15 protein-coding genes are annotated in these 20035 nt (G+C 41.7%); 4 read left to right on the top strand and 11 right to left on the bottom strand.

Annotated elements, in window-relative coordinates:
- Window positions 1–3 precede the first annotated feature (3 nt).
- On the bottom strand, window positions 4–1020 hold the full coding sequence (gene glk / locus L1077_RS15305; protein WP_237137803.1) for a glucokinase: 1017 nt from the start codon (window positions 1018–1020) through the stop codon (window positions 4–6).
- Window positions 1021–1300: 280 nt separating this feature from the next.
- On the opposite strand from glk, the gene L1077_RS15300 reads away from it, so the two are divergent.
- Window positions 1301–2329: a LacI family DNA-binding transcriptional regulator gene (locus L1077_RS15300; protein WP_237137689.1), complete on the top strand. Its 1029-nt coding sequence runs from the start codon at window positions 1301–1303 to the stop codon at window positions 2327–2329.
- A gap of 1 nt (window position 2330) precedes the next feature.
- On the opposite strand, the gene L1077_RS15295 is transcribed toward L1077_RS15300, so the two are convergent.
- Window positions 2331–3260: an ABC transporter substrate-binding protein gene (locus L1077_RS15295; RefSeq protein WP_237137687.1), complete on the bottom strand. Its 930-nt coding sequence runs from the start codon at window positions 3258–3260 to the stop codon at window positions 2331–2333.
- Between the two features lie 45 nt (window positions 3261–3305).
- Entirely contained in the window at window positions 3306–3644 is a 339-nt protein-coding gene (locus L1077_RS15290; protein ID WP_237137685.1) for a gamma-glutamylcyclotransferase family protein, read from the bottom strand.
- A 191-nt stretch (window positions 3645–3835) separates the two neighbouring features.
- Between L1077_RS15290 and L1077_RS27610 the strand changes: the two genes are divergently transcribed.
- Window positions 3836–5011, top strand: coding sequence for a GGDEF domain-containing protein (locus L1077_RS27610; RefSeq protein WP_237137683.1), 1176 nt, complete (start codon window positions 3836–3838; stop codon window positions 5009–5011).
- A 14-nt stretch (window positions 5012–5025) separates the two neighbouring features.
- Here L1077_RS27610 and L1077_RS15280 read toward each other — a convergent pair whose 3' ends face one another.
- The 4 genes from L1077_RS15280 to L1077_RS15265 are packed head-to-tail and all read right to left on the bottom strand — an operon-like array spanning window position 5026 to window position 8289.
- Window positions 5026–5838: a hypothetical protein gene (locus L1077_RS15280; protein WP_237137681.1), complete on the bottom strand. Its 813-nt coding sequence runs from the start codon at window positions 5836–5838 to the stop codon at window positions 5026–5028.
- Window positions 5831–6868, bottom strand: coding sequence for an MlaD family protein (locus tag L1077_RS15275; protein WP_237137680.1), 1038 nt, complete (start codon window positions 6866–6868; stop codon window positions 5831–5833). Before L1077_RS15275 ends, L1077_RS15280 begins: the two co-directional genes overlap by 8 nt.
- A 3-nt stretch (window positions 6869–6871) precedes the next feature.
- Window positions 6872–7540, bottom strand: a complete 669-nt coding sequence (locus tag L1077_RS15270) for an ATP-binding cassette domain-containing protein (protein ID WP_237137679.1) — start codon at window positions 7538–7540, stop codon at window positions 6872–6874.
- The gene (locus tag L1077_RS15265) at window positions 7540–8289 is read right to left on the bottom strand and encodes an ABC transporter permease (protein WP_237137678.1); all 750 of its coding nucleotides are present in this window, start codon (window positions 8287–8289) and stop codon (window positions 7540–7542) included. The genes L1077_RS15270 and L1077_RS15265 overlap by 1 nt, the downstream gene beginning before the upstream one ends.
- A gap of 241 nt (window positions 8290–8530) precedes the next feature.
- On the opposite strand from L1077_RS15265, the gene L1077_RS15260 reads away from it, so the two are divergent.
- Together L1077_RS15260 and L1077_RS15255 are read left to right on the top strand one after the other, a co-directional pair.
- Window positions 8531–9133 (top strand): ACP phosphodiesterase, encoded by a 603-nt coding sequence (locus L1077_RS15260; protein ID WP_237137677.1) that lies wholly within the window; start codon window positions 8531–8533, stop codon window positions 9131–9133.
- A 77-nt stretch (window positions 9134–9210) separates the two neighbouring features.
- A complete protein-coding gene (locus L1077_RS15255; RefSeq protein ID WP_237137676.1) occupies window positions 9211–9582 on the top strand; it encodes a VOC family protein in 372 nt (123 codons plus the stop codon).
- Here L1077_RS15255 and L1077_RS15250 read toward each other — a convergent pair whose 3' ends face one another.
- The 4 genes from L1077_RS15250 to L1077_RS15235 are packed head-to-tail and all read right to left on the bottom strand — an operon-like array spanning window position 9583 to window position 20032.
- Window positions 9583–11241 carry an HD domain-containing phosphohydrolase gene (locus L1077_RS15250; RefSeq protein WP_237137674.1) on the bottom strand — a complete coding sequence of 553 codons (1659 nt, stop codon included), beginning with the start codon at window positions 11239–11241 and terminating at the stop codon, window positions 9583–9585.
- A 17-nt stretch (window positions 11242–11258) separates the two neighbouring features.
- On the bottom strand, window positions 11259–13484 hold the full coding sequence (locus tag L1077_RS15245; protein ID WP_237137672.1) for a CHASE2 domain-containing protein: 2226 nt from the start codon (window positions 13482–13484) through the stop codon (window positions 11259–11261).
- On the bottom strand, window positions 13481–14299 hold the full coding sequence (locus tag L1077_RS15240) for an MBL fold metallo-hydrolase (RefSeq protein ID WP_237137670.1): 819 nt from the start codon (window positions 14297–14299) through the stop codon (window positions 13481–13483). Before L1077_RS15240 ends, L1077_RS15245 begins: the two co-directional genes overlap by 4 nt.
- Before the next feature lie 15 nt (window positions 14300–14314).
- A complete protein-coding gene (locus L1077_RS15235) occupies window positions 14315–20032 on the bottom strand; it encodes an Ig-like domain-containing protein (RefSeq protein WP_237137668.1) in 5718 nt (1905 codons plus the stop codon).
- Between the last annotated feature and the right edge of the window lie 3 nt (window positions 20033–20035).

Below are 20035 nucleotides of genomic sequence, written 5' to 3'. Positions count from 1 at the left end.
AATTTATGAAAATTGGTTACGGCTGTGCAAACAAGCTGCCGCTCCAATTAGAGGAATATTATCCTGCACAACTAGAGTTACTGGAATTTGCCCAGCGTACTGAGACATTATCCCTTTTTCTGTAAACCTTTCAACAAACCTGCTTGAGATAAGCCGTTCAGTCATGCGGGGTAAAATCCCACCGCCAATAAACACGCCACCTAACGCCCCGAAAGTTAACGCAAGATCACCTGCGACACTACCAATCCAATCACAAAATTGATTGAGTGTCGCATCACATACTTCACACTCTCCCGCTTTCGCGCTTACCTGTGCAGCATTTAAATCTTCGGCTTGTACACCTTTGACTTGCGCCATTGCTTTGTAAAGCCTCGCAAGCCCTGGGCCAGAAAACACGGTTTCTACTGAAACATGCCCAATGCTTTCTTTTAATACTTGTAATAATTGCCTGTCTAATTCCGTTACTGCTGCCAAGCTAATATGTCCTGCTTCGCAACTCAAGACTGAACTGCTGTGGATATCGCTAACATGACAAGCCGCACCAAACCCAGTACCAGGTCCCATCACAGCAATGTTTGCACCTTTAGCTGCTTGTCCTGCCTTTATCTGTATATTGTCTTCTTTTTTTAGATAAGGCGCAGCATAAGCAAATGCCGCAAAATCGTTAATCACCGCACACTGCTCAAAACCAAATTGTTTCTGAACATCTTGGGTATTAAAGTTCCACCCCAAATTAGTTAAAAATACTTGATGTCCTTTGATAGGTCCTGCAACGGCAAAGCAAGCTCTAGAAGGTTTTGAAATAGTCAGTGAGTCAAGGAAAGCGGATAAAGCAGTTTCAAAGGACTGAAACTCTGCACTTGGAAAAGTAAGTTGATGGGCAATTGTAAACTGATTAGAGTCTAAATCGTATCCTGTCACGACGGCAAATCGAGCATTAGTACCACCAATATCGGCAACGATAATCGGCTCGAACACACGGTCATGACCATTAAAACTATTAAGTGTTGTCTGGCTCATGCTGTTTTTCTCTGTTGTTGCGGTGTTCCAAACACCTGTTGGGGCTAGCCCCACTTGTTATCCCAAATCATAATCAGCCGAAACTTTGCACGCTGGCTGAAAAAAGAGCTGCCCTAATTCAGGGCAGCCAAATACGTTTTGACAACAAAATGATAAAACACCGACATTATGACACCGGTGTCAAAGTACATCAATAAAAATTTACGCCTTTTATGAAATTGGTTGCAAAAAAAAAATAATCAAAGACAATGTCCAAGACTCAATTAAACTAATTTTGAACATGAAAACAAAAGGTAAAGCAACCTCCTTTGACATTGCACATTTTGCAGGCGTTTCTCAATCAACCGTCTCTAGAGCACTTAGAAATAGCCCACTAGTGAATGAAGAAACGCGAAGAAAAGTATGGGAGGTCGCTAAGAAGCTCAATTATAAAGTCGATAAAAATGCCAGTAATTTACGCACTCAGCAAAGCGCAACCTTGGCTATTTTATTATTTGAAGATCCTACAGGTGATGAGTCTCAGATAAATCCTTTCTTTTTAAACATGCTTGGAAGCATCACTAGAGCATGTGCTAAAGAAGGATATGACTTATTGGTTTCTTTCCAATCTATCAGCCAAGATTGGCGCGCTGAATACGAAGATAGTCATCGCGCTGATGGCATCATTTTACTTGGCTATGGTGATTACATGGATTACCAGTCAAGGTTACAAAATCTGTTATCACAAAATACCAAGTTCGTATGCTGGGGAGCAAACGTCGAGGGGAGGCCCGATTTAACTGTTAGTTGTGACAATTATGGCGGCGGCCAATTGGCAGCTCAACACTTTATCGAAAAGGGAAGAAAAAACTGCGTCTTTATTGGAGACGCCTCGGAACACAGCCCTGAATTTTTAACTCGCTTTAAAGGCTTTCAAGAAACTTTACAGCGTCACGGTATTTCATGCGGTGAAAGACATATTGCAAATGCCATATCAACAGAGGATTCGGGCTATCACGCGACACATTCACTTTTGGCCAACAATGTAAAATTTGACTCTTTATTTGCCGCCAGTGATTTAATCGCCATTGGCGCCATCAAAGCTTTAAAAGAAGCAGGCCTAAGAATACCTGAAGACGTCAATGTCATTGGCTTTGATAATATTGCTGCATCAAACTATATCACACCATCTCTAACCACAGTTCAGCAAAATACAACGCTTGCAGGGCAAATGCTTGTTACAAACCTACTCTCTTTAATCAGAGGTGAAGATATAACCGACACATTATTGCCACCCAAATTGATACTCAGACAGTCAACATCTCAGTAGATTAATTTAGTTGAGGTTCGCAAGTCGAAAAAATCTCTTTCCACAATAACTTATTGGTTTTAACCCAATCCCGTGCTGCTTGTTTAACTGTTCGCCCATGGACATCCACTTGGGCGGACAGCGTTTCAATTTCTTCATTCGTTAAATCAAACCTCTTAACTCCACCTGCTAAACACGGAAACAGTTCAGCGAAGCGTCGGCTTGAGACTTTTTTCAACCAGCCCGATTTGGGGTTACCACAATCGAATACTAATTCAGAATTGACACCCCAGCTGCTATCTTCTTCACATTCTTTAGCGTATTTCGGAAATTCTACAAACTCTCCAGGGTAAACCGCTCCAACCCAATTGGGAGTCCAATTAAATACCAAAATTGCATGCTGTTTCTCTATCGCATATTTAAGCTCTTGCCAAATTTCCTCGCCCTCATCAACTTGTTTAACGATAAAATTGAGGCCCAATGCTTTGACCCGTGCTCTGTCTGGTTTTTCCCACGGTCCTGCAACATATACGCCTTTTCCTCTTGAGCCTGCCCGTTTAAATATATCTGCACATGTTCTTAGTGCATGCCAGTTTGGTAGCCCAGGGCACATATCTTTAACATATAATGGGTACCACCAATCCTCTCGCGTCTTAACAGAGTACTCCCCCAAATCAACAATTTTTCCCGCACGATGCAATTGATTAAACTTATCCTCCATGGTGCCTTGCCACACTTCTAATTGCAGGTCGGCTCTATTTGCCTTCAATAAATACCATTGTTCATCTACCGTGACTGTGATCAGTTCCACTTCGAAACCTAATCGGATAAAAATTTGTTCTGCAATATTTGCGAGAATTTTTTGACTCGTCCAATCATTTACGATAATTCGAATTGGTTCCGCCATAGCTTGGCAATGCATTAACAATAAGAAGAACAAAACTTTTTTCATAATCTATACAGTACCGATAATAGTTGGTGTTGACTTTCCACATTTTTAGCTGACTAATGTGTAAATGTAGGCTCTGTGGCACTCTCCAGAGGCTGTTTTTACTTCACATTCTTGCCGCGTATACTCTTGCCCCTCAAATTCATCAATCACCTGCCAAAAATCGTTGAGTTTGCTCGATCTGACCAAATAGCCTTCTATCCAATCTCCCTCAGTGCTCAGTTCAATGCCGGGATAGCCCATTGCTGCGCCCCATCCTTGTTCATAAAGCTTGCCTTTTACCCAGGCTTTTTGATATGTCGCTTTCAAAGGCTCCAAGACGCTAGCATTTTCACAATCTGGCGCTAAAGAACCATATACAAATAGCTTGTTGATACTCTGCTTCACATTCACCTCCATACTACCCCTCACATTAAAATATAGTAATAATTGCAAATTATGGTCCAAAATTAATAGCTATCTAATCGGCAAGCTCATGCAAAAGCATCAACATTTGCTAAGCTTTTATTGGGCTCCAAATTTGGGGAACAATTCAACTCAAAGTCACTTTTTATGACTTGATAAGGATCATGTAATAAGTGCAAGTTCATGACTTAACCTTAATGCTCTCCCTTTTCATCGCATCAATGACTGGCGCAATTGTATTGAGCGCCATAACAAGGATGAGCCAGACTATTGAGGGCGCAAGATATTGGGCCATTGCACTTGGTATTCTATCTGTTGCTTACCTTTCTCAGTTAACCCTGCAAGGATTACCAAGAAACATCATGGTTGTGACCTTTAATACCTGTCTTATTATCGGGCATGCACTTTGGTTAATTGGGGCTTGGCACTTTGTACATAGTCCGCCTTCAAAACAAAAAGTGTTACTTCTGATCGCACCCGTTTTGGTACTGTCTTTAATATTTACGCTGATTATACCGGAACGCTCAATACGGCTGTTGGTGATTGGAGTTTGGCTGCTTTACGTTAGAGCAAATTATGCTTGGGTCTTGTGGCAACATGCCAAGCAAGATAAAAACGAATATATCGCTGTAAAAATCACTGTATCTGTTGTGCTTTTAGAGCTGATTTTAAGTTTTTTATATACACTTTATGGTGCATTTGGCGCATTACCGAGTATCGGAGAGCAGTTTAGTTGGGTGGGCGGTTACACTTGGGTAGTGGCTTTGATTGGTATTGTCGCAGGCATTCCATTACTCATGTTACTCAGTGCTGGCCGATTTGTGAGAAAGCTCGAATACGCAGCCCATCACGATGAATTAACAACACTACTCAATCGTCGTGGCCTGTCTAAATGCCTTGATAACATCATGCCCCTCTCACAAAGAAAATGTCACTCTTTAACTGTTGTCATGTTAGACGTTGATCATTTCAAAAGAATAAATGATACGTTTGGTCACCAAACTGGCGATCAAATTCTCGCTCATGTTGGTAAACAACTGCATGCATCTGTGCGTGCTTCAGACCTTGTTACCCGCTGGGGAGGTGAAGAATTTTGTATCGTTTTATTCGATACCAACCCTACCCATGCACTGCAACTGGCCGAAAAAATAAGGCGTGCTTTTACTCACAGCTTAGCGCAAGTCAACACACAAGTTGGTGAAGTAACCTTGAGTGCAGGCATTGCTAGCACTGAAACTGTATCAAAAGCTGCATTTGAAGCGACCCAATTACAAGCGGATAACGCACTTTATCAGGCCAAGCACAAAGGCAGAAACCGAAGTGAGTTACACTTAATAGAAGACGTATGACATAGCATAACGATTTATTGTGCTTTTGAATAAGGGTTAAAACTATCCAAACGTTTTAAAAAATAAGCTGCTTTATCTTCATTGCCCTGAGCTTTATATAATTTAACGGCAAGCGCGTAGCAATCTCTAATCTTGTTAGTCAACTCTAACTCTGAAAAGTGTGCGATTGCCTGCTCAATTGCTATTTGTGCCTGTGCATGCTTATCACGCACTTTCCATAAAGCATTGTTATATATGACAAATGATAATATTTCTATATTTTCAAGCTCGCCACGCGCTTTCAGGTTATCTAGCAAGCGCAAATCTCTGTCCATTTCTTCCCATAACATTATACTGTCGCTTGAGTACATCACACCTAACCATCGATAGTAAATACTGCGCTCATTATCACCTTTATATGCCTCGCTTAACGCCAAGGCAGAGGCTGACGCCTCTTTAAAACGACCTTGAGCATGTGCCAGCTTTGCTTCTAACGCTCTTATAGGCAGTTCTAATTCAGCACCTTCATATTTATGCAGTGCTTTCGCTTGTTCAATGAGCTTTAAAGCAAATTCAAATCGACTTTGATTAATATAAATCGTCGCCTTTTTGAGCTGCAAAATCCCCATTAACGTCAAATCATTTCGTAAATGAGCATATCTAAGACCTGTGTCGTAATTACTCAAAGCAAGATCAAGTTTTTCTTCTTGCCTTTTTCTATCTCCTCGCGCCATCCAAGTATTTGCTAAATCCAAATATTTTGTCACGCGATATTGCTTTTCAGGCGCGCTTGAGCAGCTAGTGTTTATCAATACAAACACCATTACCAATGCCAAGCTTCTAATCATGCATCTCTATCCCTGTGGTTTGTGGTTGTTTTTCAATACCATCTTTCAGAATGGGGTGATTATTAAGCGCCTGTAAGGTCTTATCCATTTTATCTAACACTTGCTGCATGCTGTGTATCGCGATGGCGAATTGTTCACGTTCACTGTGCACTTCTTTAAGCATGGTTTGCATCACTGTAAGGCTTTCATTGAGGTTGTTCAGTACAATCGGTAATTGACCGTCAGTTATATCTCCGACAATCTCAGCTGGGTGCGCGTAGTTATTTAAAGTAGTGCCAGCTTGTCCCATTAGGCGCTCGGTCGTTAATAGTGTGGTATTAATTTGGGCTAATACTTTTGGTATTTGTTCAAGTACCTGCTGGCTTTGAGCCAGTGTACGCTCAGCATCTGGCAATAAATCACTGCTTCTGACCTCCTCACTTACCACCATCAAATTGTCGCTAATTTTTGCTACACGATCTAAAACTCTAAATATCGCTCCAGCCTCGGGATTGTCTTCTTTTTGAAAATTCTGTAGCAGCTGATTAATACTGGCGAGTATACTTTCAATATCATCGCCTTTTTGAGCAATTGCCCCCTGCTCCACATAACTTTTACCAAGCTCACTGTTAATATGTGGAATAAAACTATTTGGTGCCAATTGCATATAACTATCAACGCGTTTTATATCAGGTAAAATCAGCTCAAAGGTCGTTACATCATCAAAAATAGGGTGCTGCTCACCTGCTAATACAGCATACTCGACAACCTTGTTTTGGTATTCCTGAAATATCCATAAATCAACCTCAATCAAATTGGTGTCGTGATTCAATCTAAATCCATCTATTCGCCCTACTTTTAACCCTTTAAAGTAAATGGCCGGCAACGCACTCAACCCACTTGCGTCTTGAAGCACCGTTTTATAATACGTTTTATCGGCAAAAGTATGATTGTTTACCAAAATCATCGAGGTCAAGATCAGCAACATCAAAATACCAGCAATGCCAAAAACCAGTACGATATTATTTGTTTTATTTACGCTATGTTGCATGCTCTAACACTCCGACAAGCAGAACAGCTCATTAAGCTCTAACTGCTCGTCCGCCAAGTTACTGATCACCTCTTTTCGATTTGAACATAAAACCAATGTCGTGCCTTGATCTTTAAGTTTTAATAAGAGTTTCAACACATAATGACTCCATTGCTCGTCAATTTCCGTCATAGGTGCATCCCATATCACTGCTCTAGGCTTCAATAACAGTGCGCGTGCAAGACCCGCCAAAGATGCCTGACCAGATGAAAGCATCTCGGTACGCTGTGGTAGATATTCCTTCAAAGCAAACTCCTCAGCTAGCGCGTTAATTCGGCTATGCTTCTCAGCTTTATCTAACTCTTTGCAGTGGCGATTTAGTGGTAACAAAAAGTTCTCTTCTAGGGTTAAATTTGAAATTAACCCTGATAATTGAAATACCACGCCTAAGTCTCTTCGAAAATCAGCATATTTTTGCGCATTCATTTGATGCACATTACAACCATCAATCAGTACTTCACCTCCATCAGGTCTGATGATGTCACTGGCAATGCTAAAAAATAAGGTCTTGCCACAACCAGATCGTCCAGATACAACTAGACACTCACCACTGTTTACACGGGCATTTATATCACTAAATATGGCTCTGCTTTTCACACTGTGGGAGATATTTTTAAACTCAATCTGCATCATTATTGGCCTGAAATTATCACGTACAGCAAAGTCAGAGAAACATGAATTAAGCAAATTGAAATAAGCCCTCTGCCAACCGCCTTGATATTACGTTGCGGCACTTCAGTAATCGCGCGATTCACAGTCAAACCGTGATAACTGGCAATTAAGCTAATAAACAAGCCTGATAGCGCAACTTTCAACAGCATGATGACTATATCCAACCAATGTAATTCGCTGATCAGCTTTGCGAAAAATGTACTTACGGGGATTGATTGGAATGCGTTACTGACTATATAACCGCCAAAAATACCACATGCGACAAAATAGCTCATGAGCAGAACAAGGGATACAATCATGCCTAATACCCGTGGCGCGACAAGATAAGAAATAGGCGAGACGCCCATTGCCACTAATGCATCAATTTCTTTGCTGACGACCATATTACCAAGTTCAGTAGTGATTGCGGTCCCTGAACGAGCTAACACAATAAAACACACTATAAATGGTCCCAAGTCGCGCACTATGGTTGAAATTAATATATCGTAAATCCAATTGCCTTGGCCTATCGCGGCTAACAGTGGGTAACCTTGCACGATAATGAGTGCGCCAATTAACATGGCGATTAACACCACTAACCCAAGGGCTTCTACTCCCGTAAAGCGAACCTGTCTAACAAGCACGTCAACACTAATAGAGCGATTACGGTGAAAAAAGATAAAATCTGAGATAACGTAGGCTGAAAAAGGCAAAAATCCATATGCAATCATAACTGTACCTCGCTATCAAAGTTCAGTAGATCAGGCATCAATGGTCGTCTTTTTAAGGGCTCATAAATTAAGATTAGCAGAACAACTTAGTTCTTGGCCGCGATTTCAATAATTTTCTTTATAGGGAAATAACTGTCAAAGGAAAGGTTTTCAGTTCGCGCTTATTGATAATTTATCCATTGCCCGCATAGTAATAGTAGTGAGTAAACCACTTTTTCCATATATGATAAAACGGTGATCTGTGAATTATCTAGCCCACTTATTCCTCGCGCAAAACAATGCAGAGTCCTACCATGGTAACTTGCTTGGTGATTTTCAAAAAGGCGTGGACACAAAAACCCTATCAGCACAGACGAAAAGAGCGCTAACAAATCATATTTTGGTAGACAAATTCACCGACTCTCACCCGCAAGTTAAACAATCAAAAACATTATTTACATCCAAACGTAGGCGCTTTTCAGGTATTGCAATTGATGTGTTGTACGACCATTTATTGATTAAACACTGGGAGCAATTTAGCGATTGTTATTTTGACGAGTTCAAAAGGAATAGTTATCTGCTTCTTAGTCAAAAGCTGCCTATCATGCACCCGCCTATGCAAAAGGTCATAAAAAATGTCATTAGGCACGACTGGTTTACCCAGTACAGCTCATTTACTGGCACTACTCAAGCGCTTGATAATATTGCCAACAGGATACGGTTTAAAAATGGATTTCATGGCATAGGCGTCGAGATTTATGACCACTTTGAACTACTTGAGCAGTCTTTTCTAAATTTTTTCCCTGAACTTATTGAACATATCCATTGCTACGGTCCTGAAAAGCAAGATAGTTCAAATAATTAACAGCTGCTTTGCTGTTTACAACGCCAGCATTGTTTGAAATTATGGTTTTAAACTCACCAACAGAGAAAACAATAAGCATGAATTTAAACCAAGTGACTCTGCCCGTTATAAATATGCCAAAGGCAGTGAGCTTTTATCAGCTGCTTGGCTTCACATTAATTGTAGATACGCCACATTATGCAAGATTTGAGTGCCCAAAAGGCACAAGTTCTTTTTCACTTTCTCTTGAAGATGAAAAGTTTAACAACGGCGCTGTGATATATTTTGAACACCCTGAATTAGAGCAGTGGGTTGCAGAGTTAGTAGATAAAGGCGTTGAGTTTGAACAATTACCTACAATGGAGAGGTACCTTTGGAAAGAAGCCATACTGTTAGACCCGTCTAACAATAAAATTAAACTCTATTGGGCTGGAGAAAACCGCTTAAATCCACCTTGGCGAATTACTTAATTAACCTTCAGATTTGTTATATCCAGGAATTTTATCTATATCTACCTCATCTATTTGCTCTGGCTTCAAATATTGCCTAGCGTATTCTAAGTACACACCGGAGCTGACGAATACATCAAATAAGTCCGGATCAATATGGTCTCCGAGCTTCATTTTACCCATAATAAACAAACACTCACTGAGTGGCTTCGCGTCTTTGTAGGGTCTATCTGCCGCAGTTAATGCCTCAAAAATATCGGCAATAGCCATGATCCGTGCAGGTACTGACATCTGTTCTCTGGTAAGGCCTTTTGGGTAACCTGTCCCATCCATTTTTTCATGGTGCCCCCCCGCAAACTCAGGCACACGCTTTAAATGTTTTGGAAAAGGTAACGCCTCAAGCATCTCAAGCGTAATATCCATATGTTTATTAATAACAACGCGCTCTTCAGCTGTTAAGGTACCTCTAGCTATACTCAAGTTATATACTTCTTCTTTTGATAGTAGGGGCTGCTCACAGCCTGCGACTGAAACCTGATAGTTATCCGCCAAGCTTTGTACACGTTGCTGATCGGCATCTTTCATAAATTCACCGCCAATATTGGCTCGAGATAAAAACTCACTCTCATCACCTAATGCTTGCAAAGCACGTTGTAATTCTTCTTTCAAGCTATTTGCTTTTTGTTGCTGATCCAGCATCTCCGCTTTAATGATTTGCTTTGTGTAATCAAGCTCAATATCCCTTTTAGCAATTTCTATCTTAGCGATTACCAATTCGATACGATCATACACAGAGTGTAACTTAGTGGCTTTATCCATGACATATTCTGGAATTGCGATTTTCCCGCAGTCATGAAGCCACCCAGCAAGCGATAATTCATGTCTATCTGCAGCAGTCATTATAAATTCAGCCATGGGTCCTGATTGAGCATCATGCACCGCATCTGCAATCATCATGGTCAACTCGGGTACGCGCCGACAATGCCCTCCTGTGTAAGGCGATTTTTCATCTATCGCTTTTGCAATTAAGCGTGTAAATGCCTGAAAGAGTGTTTCCATATCATCAATTAACTGCCTGTTAGTTAAGGCAACGGCCGCTAATGAACTCATGGAACAGATCAATTCTACTAAGTCTGAAGAAAACCGAACCACTTTATCTTTACTGCGAGGGTTTATCAGTTGCAATACGCCATTTAAATCTCGCTCGTGATTAGCCATGGGGACCGTCAATACAGACTGGGTGTGATAGCCTGTTTTTTTATCCATTGCTCTGGCTGCGGATAAATCATAATCTGTACAGTCATAAACATCGTCAATGCGGATAACATCTTTTTTAGCTGCAGCAAGTGCAACCAATGCGCTTTCATTTGGGGAGCCATCTTCTAAATATATTGGAATTGCGGGAAATGGTATCTCTTTACCGGATGTCCCTCCCATATGTAAGCCAAGCGGCTCATTAATCAGTGTGGCAAATTTAAGTTGCGCATCTTCTGAGACAGAATAAATTGTTCCGCCTTCTGCATTACTCAGCGCAATTGCAGACTCCAAAATATGCTCTAATAACCTGTCGGTATCATGCTCTGACGACAGCTCAATCGCTAATTTAAGCAGATGCTTTAATGCAACCTGACTCTCTATGATGTCTTCTTCAGCTACTGTGCTACGAATTGACAGATCCATGGCCCTATACACCCATACTATTTTGACTTGTGCGTATAACTTCCATCCCAGTTTTCACTCGGTGGATTCGACTGCATCTCACGCACTCTCTCACAAAGAAGCTGATAAATCTTTCTTTGCGGTTGTAACTCTATTAGTTTAGTAAAAGCTGACAAAGCTTCCTGCCAAGATTGCGATAAATACAACTGCCAAGCTACTTCGTGCTGTTTTAATTCATCAAACTGTGCCTGCGTCACCGCATTTTTTAACGCGATTGGCTCAAAAATGGTTACTGCAAGGCTTTTCCCTTTTACTTTTACTTTATCTATCGGTCTAAAAATAATATTTGGGCACTGCTCATAGGTCATTTCACTCACCAGTATACCTACCCCATAAAACTTGGTTAATCCTTCAAGACGAGAGCCCAAATTAACGGCATCACCAAGCACAGTATAAGCTCGTCGGTACTCAGATCCCATGTCGCCGACATTCATATCACCGGTATTTAATCCGATACCAATCGCAAAAGGTGGAAAATCTTGTTCGATCATTTTTGCTTGCAAATCCTCTACTTGCTGCTGCATTTGTATGGCGCATTTAACAGCAAGTTCAGGGTGCTGTTCAACCAGCAATGGTGCATTCCAAAATGCCATCACCATGTCACCGACGTATTTGTCTATCGTGCCTTGATATTCAAATATGATCTTGGTGATCGGAGAAAAGTACTGATTCAGATAAGCTTTTAACCTTCCGGCGTCCAATGACTCGGAAATACTGGTAAATTCACGTATATCAGCGAACAAGACTGTCATTTCGCGCTTTTCGCCTTCCATAGAAGCTTGATCTGGTTGCTCAAGCATGGAAGCGATATGTGCAGGTGGAACATATTGGTCGAATATTGACTTTATCTGTACGCGCTCTTTATGTTCTCTCACAAAGCCGAGGCTACCTAGAACAGTAGTTTGCGAAACAATCAGACCAAGCGTTGCAACTTGAGGGAAGTCTAATCGCCAAACAACCCAGGCATAAAAACTAAAGAAGATAAAACAAGAAGTGATAACCCCAGCAAATATTGTCATGCCAAGTACGCCTAACAGCGGTAACACAATCGATGTGACTAAACCCAAAGCGATAAGTAATACAACCACTGCTCCATCTATCCAGTCAGGCCTTGAAGGCAGCAGCTCAGGAAAAACTAACCCTTCTAATACGTTTGCATGTACTTCAACACCCGGATACTGAACGCCCACTGGCGTGGTACGAAGATCGGCATGACCAACGGCTGATGTACCGACAAATACGATGGCTTGGTCGAATAGTGTTTTATCTACCTCACCATTAATCACATCAATAGCAGAAACATAAGGAAAGCTGAAAGCAGGTCCACGAAATGGAATCGCAACCCGACCATAGTCATCAGTTGGGATTAACGTTGTGCCTAACTTTATCCCTTGCACACTGTGCCCGTCACCAAATGGCTTAGCAACAATCTCGACAGTATCTGCCAAGGTATACAATCTTGCTGCCTCTAAAGCCAATGCTGGGTATGCGTTTTCGTTGTGTTTAATCATCAACATAGAATAACGTACAAAGCCGTCACCATCCGGCGCACTATTGATGAACCCAGTTCCAGGGCTATTTTGCTGCAACACTTTTACATTCGCCACATGTCCGGCGAAATCAGGGATTGGAAGGTTTATGGGGGGTATTTCACTGGCAAAAATGGGAGCAGGTAGCTTCCCTACTAAAATATCTTGTTGATGTTCAAACAACATACCCAACACGGTATCTGTGGCGTCGAGTGTTTTTGAAAAAGCGATGTCTGCGTCAATTTCAGGCGCTATCGACCGTAATTTACTTGTAGTATCTTGATCTAACTCACTTAAGTGATTGGCAACTTGGTTTGCCGGATTAAGCTCTGGCTCGGAAAACAAAACATCATATGCAACAACAGATACACCAGCAGCAACAAGTTGGTCTTGTAGCTTTGCCATTACGTGGCGACTCCAAGGGAAGCGACCAACCTCAATCAAGCTTTGTTCGTCAATATCAACGATCACGATGGGTAAAAATGACCTTTGCTGCCAAGAAAGGGTTTCTTTTAAACGTACATCATATGCCAGTCCTTCAAAGCGCTTTAAAACTTGTCCATAAGGCGCTGCAGGAGACAAAGCAAGTAGATGAAGCAATATAAATAAAAACGTAATAATAAAACCAGCAGCCCATTGAAGCCGATATAGCTTAAAATGCTTAGCTAGCCTCATTTAATTATAAGCCCCTCATGGGCAATAATAGTTCTGAAATCGTAGCCCTCCTTACCAATATCGTGTGCTATTTGGTCTAGGTCTTCATCTGTTCTTGCAGGGTCATGACTTATCAGAACTAAGTTTTTAACTTTGCCTTGTACCGCTAAATCTAAAGCATCTTTAATCTGCGAATGCCCCCATCCCATCTTTAAAGGGTAATCACTAGGGATAAACTGCCCATCATGAATCAAATAGTCAACGCCATCGACGAATTCAACCCACTTATCAAAACTCGTTACAGGATCATTCGGAGGGTACAGCTCGTTATCAATTGCATAAACTATTTTTAGCCCATCAACCGTTAAGCGATATGCACTACCGCCACCAGGATGATTCATCGCCATACGCTCAATATCAATATCATGATAGTGCCAAGTATCATTTTGCTGCTGCACAACTTTCACCGTTGACGGTAAATCATCATATTGTACTGGGAAATAGCTGCCATCCATTTGCCGCAAAATCGCATCAGGCGCCTGAGCATCAGTTACACCTGGAATGATTGTGATATTTTTATTTGGCATATACGCAGGCACAAAAAACGGAAAGCCTTGGATATGATCCCAATGGTTATGACTAAGCAGAATATAAATATCCCGCTTATCTTTCATTAGCTCGTCACCAAGTAGTCTTATACCTGTTCCAGAGTCTAAGATAATGTGTGTATTTTTTTGGCTTTGCAATGATACACACACCGTATTGCCACCATATTTGACTGTATTTGGTCCCGGTGTGGGGATAGAGCCCCGCACACCGTAGAATTTTAACTGCATTCTATATCAACCTCGCTAGTCAGCTATTTCAATAATACCTGCTTGCAACACAATGATCTTTGGCTCATCCTGTTGTAAAACCAGTACAAAACTATCGCCATTATTCAAACTAATAGCAGAGGAAAGCTGCCCTGTCATGGACACCGAGAAGTTTTGATAACCGACAGAGTTAAACGCTGTATCTAAAGTACCTGCATCATCAGCCAATTTAACCCGAGCAATGTAAATACCTTGACCGCTTGATTCTTGTAAGAATAACACCAGCTCACCAGTGCTTTGAACCCAGCCTTGCTTAACAAGAACGGCGGTTGTGCCAAGCTGCTCAAACATCAATACACCACCGGAACCAAATGTACTGTCAATAGAGCCGTCAATATTCACCCTAATAACAAAGTTCTTACTTCCGCCAGTGCCGAATATGACAAATTTGCCTTGCGAATCAACAAATGACCCTTTTAAGTCCATAGACTCACCTGATACCAAACCAATGTCTAAAGCAGCTACACCTGCAGTACCAAACGATGAATCAAGGTCACCTGTTAGATTTGATTTAGCTAAAATGACGCGCGGCTCGCTAAAGACTTGCTCATCGGTGCCAATACCTATTAACTCAGTCGCTGAGACCGGGTGAATAAAGTCAATGCCTCTGGCTGTGGTACCACAGGAAACTTCACTCGGCACAGGGTATTGGAAGTGCCCTAGCATCAAACCCACACTTGAATAGAAAAATGCATGGCTTTGGTCAATGCACCCGTCGTTGATCTTCGCAAACGCGATAAAGTCAGTGGTCGGCAGTGTGTATAACTTAGTCACGTTAATTGTACTGCCCGTCCCTCCATAAGTAGAGGCAGAAATACCAATAGCGGTTGCACTAGTACCCGGTATAAAATCAAAATCTTGTTGGCCATTATTTTTGACGTTAACAATAACTGCTTGATCAGCCGCCTGATTGCCTGCAAGTAAGATATTGCCTGCTGCGGCTTCAACCGCTGTAGTCACTGTAACAGAAGAACTCATCGCCAACTGTAATTTCCCGAGGTTTCCAAAGCTCGAGACTCCATTACCTGTATCATCCAATTTATATACATAAGGTACTTCGCTGTTTTGCCAAGTCGCAGAATTACCAGTAAGAAGCAATTGACTCGATGAAGACTGAACGCTTAACCCTTCAGTAAAGGATTCATTTGCGTCTCCTGTGTCTAGATTTACTTCACCGGCTGAACCAAAGCTGCTGTTTAAGGCCGCACTGAGCGTAAACTCTCCCATCCATTGAGAATAGAAAAAGTTATTTCCTACAGAGCGATACTGATAACCATAGACAAAGAGTCCTTGACTAGTACGATGCCAATCCACAGGGGCCAACAGAAATTGTCTATAGGCTGTGGGCCCGCCAGATTCGGGTAACCAACTCATATCTATGACGCCGTTTAAGTCTGTTCTGAATAGCTGTACAGCGTTAGAAGAGCTACTATATTGCCCTCGGCCAATCCCTACATAATAGTGTGTTCCATCCGCATATAAACCAAAACCAAAAGCATTCCACATCGAAAAGTCTTGGCCATCAATACCGGATGCAGGTAACTGATTTAGTTCATATAAAATATAACCAGTAGCATTAAATGAGGTATCCATTGAGCCATCACTGTTCAATCGCATCACAAATACAGATTTATCACTGCCTCCAGCTAGGTAAGAATCCCCTGTCAGTAACAATTTCCCGTCACTCAACTGAATAACATCGTGTACTTGATTGTCAAAAGCAGCACTATAAATATCAATTTGTAAGAATCCGGCTGACTGGAAGCTTGAATCAATCGCTAAGGTTTCTTCTATAACTCTTACAAATAACAGGTCTTTATTTCCCGCCTCTGACATAACTTCACCATAGACCAACAAGGTATTGCCCAGATCGACAATGCCATCGGCGTATTGAGAAGAACTAGGTGCGATATCCAGTGACGCTGTTATGTTCCCTGTGGCATCAACTCGAGTGAGCTTGATGCTGGTATTTTCACCAACAGCAACATTACTTAGTACAGTAACAACCTGAGCATCATCTACAGAAATAGATATCGGTGTCACTCGTCCACCGGTTGTAAGGGGCAATTTAGTATAGCCAGAGCCTGCACCGTAAGATGTATCGTGAACACCCGAAGCTGTCAGCCTGAATAATAATAATTCTTGGGCTTCTGTTGCACCAAAATCAGCATAGCCTGCAACGTAAATTCGATTACTGCTGTCTACAGCAACGGCCTTCGCAACAACATTTTGTGGCTGATCAGCGACTTCAATCCCAAAGTAACTGGTAAATACGCCCTGACTTGCAAAACTTGTATCAGGGTACCCATCAGACAGCACTTTGGTTATCGATGCCCGGTGGATATTTCTGACTAAGGTTTCATTCCAATAGCCTACTCCACCAACAACCAGTAATGTACCATCACTGAGCAATAAAGATTGGCCAGCTTCGTGTGACTCCATTGACGCTCGAAGTCTAACAACCTTTTCACCATCTGAGCCAAACGTAGTGAGTTTATTTGCAACATACGTTGTTTGCGCAACACTCACATTTATCGTTATTTGTGCCGATGAACACAAAGCAGGAGAGATGTCGTCACATACTTCAACAGTAAGCGCATAAGCCGCTTCACCATTGGTACTGATTTGATCCGCATTAGCAATTGTCACTTGGCCATTACTTGATATTGAGAATAAACTTGCATTTGTGCCACTCAGTGTATAGCTGATAGTATCACCATCCGGATCTGATGCGCTTACCTGCAATACCAGATCACCATTAGACACATTGGTATCAATATTTGCTGAGTTGGCAGATACCGTCGGTGGGTAATTTTTTGGTAAGACAGTGATGGTTACAGTTGCCACATTTGATGTCTCACCTAAGTTATTCATGACTTGGTACGTAAAGCTATCAGTGCCAACAAAGTTGCTCACTGGAATGTAACTTATATAGCCTGTAGATGTATCAATAAAAGTTGAGCCATGTGCCACAGCGCTAATTATCTCAATACTTGATAAATTTAGTGTCTGTCCTTTGGCGTCATCATTGCTAAGCACGTCTATCATTACTGATGTATTTTTATCAAGAGATGTAATATCGGCATTAGCTATTGGCGCAGTACTTGGCTCAACAATATTAATAGAAACAAGTGCGATATTAGAGAGTGCACCATCATCATCTCTGACTCGGTATGAGAAGCTATCCGTGCCAACCGCAGTCCCAGTATGCACATACAAAATCTCTCCGGTAGACTCAACATTAACAGTGCCTTTACTTGGATTTGCAACTATCTCAACAGTACTACCATTAATCGTACCATCTACATCAGTATCATTTTCCAGCACCGCCACAACAACCGATGCACCGATTTCCACCTGTGCACTGTCTGCGTTTGCGACAGGAGCCAGGTTAACAGCTTGTACTGTCACAGTAACAGATGCAATGTTAGAAAACTGGTTTTCGTTGTCTTGTACACGATATTGGAATGAATCTGTACCCGAGAACCCTGAACTCGGCGTGTAGACTAAAATACCGTCGCTTGAATTAAGGCTGACTTGCCCATTTTCTGGGTTTGTTGTGATTTCAATAGAACTAAACACTAAAGAGCCATCAGCATCAGAGTCATTAGCCAATACATCAATATCTACAGGTATTCCTTGAGAAGTGCTGGCAATATCATTCACCGCCACTGGTGCTGTGTTTTCTCCAGTAACAAAAATCTGTACAAATGCCTCATTTGATTTAGCGCCTTCATTATCCTCTATTGTATAAACAAAATAATCAGAACCTCGGTAATTAGCATCACTCTGATATATAAATTGCCCTGTGCTTAAATCGAAAGAGAGAATTCCATGCATTGGCTGCATCACAATTTCTAATGTAGATAAAACCAGCTCACCATCTTTATCACTATCATTGCCTATTACATTTATTGCTGATGGTTGACCCTGTGCAACTTCGATAGAGTCATCAACGGCCATGGGAGGATCATTCACGCTCAAAACGTTAATTACACCGAAAGCACTTGCACTCAAACCTGCTTCATTTGTTATGGTGTATATAAAGAAATCTTGACCTGCAAAGTCTGCACTAGGGATGTATCTAAAGCCGCCTTGTTCAGTCAATTCCAAAGTGCCACTCATTGTGGTGGTCTCAATTCCAATAGAAACACTCTCCAGCGCTTGATCCGTGTCATTCTCTAACACACCTGGTGAACTAACCGACAAAATAAAGTCTTCGCTGGTCTCAAACATATCATTCACTGCGACGGGCGTTGTGCTAGTAACGCTATCTTGAACAGAAATAAAGACTTCTGCTAACTGCACCTCACCGTCGTTGCTGCGTACACGGTATATGAATGAATCTTCTCCTATGAACTCACTATTTGGTACATAAGTAAAGCTACCATCAGAGTTGAGTGTCAAAGCACCATTTTCTACATTACGCTCTGGCTGGGTGTCAATTTGCAGTGCTTGATCCAATAAATGCACGTCATTCACAAGTACGCCGCGCCCAGAGACAGCCAACTCAGTGTTTTTTTCAGCCACATAACTATTATTAAGCGTAAGGATAGAAACTCTTACCGCTTCTATTTCGAGCGTAACAATAGCCTGAGCCGTTGCACCTTGTGAATTTTGAATTTGATAAATAAAGCTGTCATTCCCAAAGAAGCTATCACTCGGCGTGTAAGTAAAGCTCCCGTTTGCAGAAATATCGACAGTACCATTTGATGGCACTGCAATAAGCTCATTTAGCACTTCAATAGGGCCAAAGCCTAAATCATCATCATTGCTCAAAACATTGCCGGAAATTGATTCAAATTGAAGCCCAGAGAAACTGTCATCTCTTGCAATTGGTGGCGTGTTCTCAGTAGCAGGCAACAGGATTGATTCACTAAAAGCACTTTCACCGCTACCATCTATACCTGTCACCATGACATAATAGTGCTTTGTGGGCTCTAAATCAGAAAATGACTGAGAGGTCCCTGTTAAAGCAATAAGTCGATTGCTAGCCGGAAGCGAATTTATCGCAGCGCGGCTACTTATCGGCTCTTCTGATAAATAAATGTTATATCTCAGTGCGCTATCAAGTGGCTGCCAATTAATCTCTACGGTACCGTCATCTAGCCTTTGTGCAGGCTCAACGACGATACTTTGCGGCTGCCAGTTCACTTGCTTAATCGCTACTACACTGAGGTTGCCATTAAGATCTTCTACCCACACTTGAAGATTAACAGTGCCACTTTGCTGGCCAAAATCAAATGGATTGACACCGGTTTGAGTAAAATTAAAAGGCGAGCCACAATTTGCGCTACACAACTCAATAGCTTGCTCTGCATTATCAAACCCCAAAAGCACTCGACCAATACCATCAGGGTCTTCAATATTATCCACAGCAACTGTGATATTACCACGCTCAATTGACACACCTTGAGGGTGGATCAGATCACCTGTTCCATTTATCATCCGCTCGTCAACTACCTGAGTTTCGCCTAATCGAGCATATCTAAATTTGGGTTGATAAGAAAAGTCCACCACGACAGGCGAACTTGAAAAAGTGAGAGAATTTGAAGGTGTTGGCTGTTCAGCCGCCTCAGAAGCGTTATTATTTTGCTGAAGTGGTTTACTATCATCTCCACCACCACAGCCCGCCATAAGCGTTGCGATTATAATCGCAACTAAAATTCGTATTAATGCACTTAGGTTCATCATATT

Origin of the sequence: Pseudoalteromonas luteoviolacea (assembly GCF_021654285.1) — a bacterium.
In the GTDB taxonomy this organism is placed as follows: domain Bacteria; phylum Pseudomonadota; class Gammaproteobacteria; order Enterobacterales; family Alteromonadaceae; genus Pseudoalteromonas; species Pseudoalteromonas luteoviolacea_J.
The sequence above is the reverse complement of the archived record's forward strand: the minus strand, read 5'-3'. Positions and strand labels throughout refer to the sequence as shown.

Coding starts and splice junctions, on each gene's coding strand:
- L1077_RS15280 (WP_237137681.1), bottom strand. CDS start 5,838: ATGATTAGAAGCTTGGCATTGGTAATGGTGTTTGTATTGATAAACACT.
- L1077_RS15250 (WP_237137674.1), bottom strand. CDS start 11,241: ATGGATCTGTCAATTCGTAGCACAGTAGCTGAAGAAGACATCATAGAG.
- L1077_RS15275 (WP_237137680.1), bottom strand. CDS start 6,868: ATGCAACATAGCGTAAATAAAACAAATAATATCGTACTGGTTTTTGGC.
- L1077_RS15300 (WP_237137689.1), top strand. CDS start 1,301: ATGAAAACAAAAGGTAAAGCAACCTCCTTTGACATTGCACATTTTGCA.
- L1077_RS15270 (WP_237137679.1), bottom strand. CDS start 7,540: ATGATGCAGATTGAGTTTAAAAATATCTCCCACAGTGTGAAAAGCAGA.
- L1077_RS15240 (WP_237137670.1), bottom strand. CDS start 14,299: ATGCAGTTAAAATTCTACGGTGTGCGGGGCTCTATCCCCACACCGGGA.
- L1077_RS15255 (WP_237137676.1), top strand. CDS start 9,211: ATGAATTTAAACCAAGTGACTCTGCCCGTTATAAATATGCCAAAGGCA.
- L1077_RS15265 (WP_237137678.1), bottom strand. CDS start 8,289: ATGATTGCATATGGATTTTTGCCTTTTTCAGCCTACGTTATCTCAGAT.
- L1077_RS15245 (WP_237137672.1), bottom strand. CDS start 13,484: ATGAGGCTAGCTAAGCATTTTAAGCTATATCGGCTTCAATGGGCTGCT.
- glk (WP_237137803.1), bottom strand. CDS start 1,020: ATGAGCCAGACAACACTTAATAGTTTTAATGGTCATGACCGTGTGTTC.
- L1077_RS15235 (WP_237137668.1), bottom strand. CDS start 20,032: ATGATGAACCTAAGTGCATTAATACGAATTTTAGTTGCGATTATAATC.
- L1077_RS15295 (WP_237137687.1), bottom strand. CDS start 3,260: ATGAAAAAAGTTTTGTTCTTCTTATTGTTAATGCATTGCCAAGCTATG.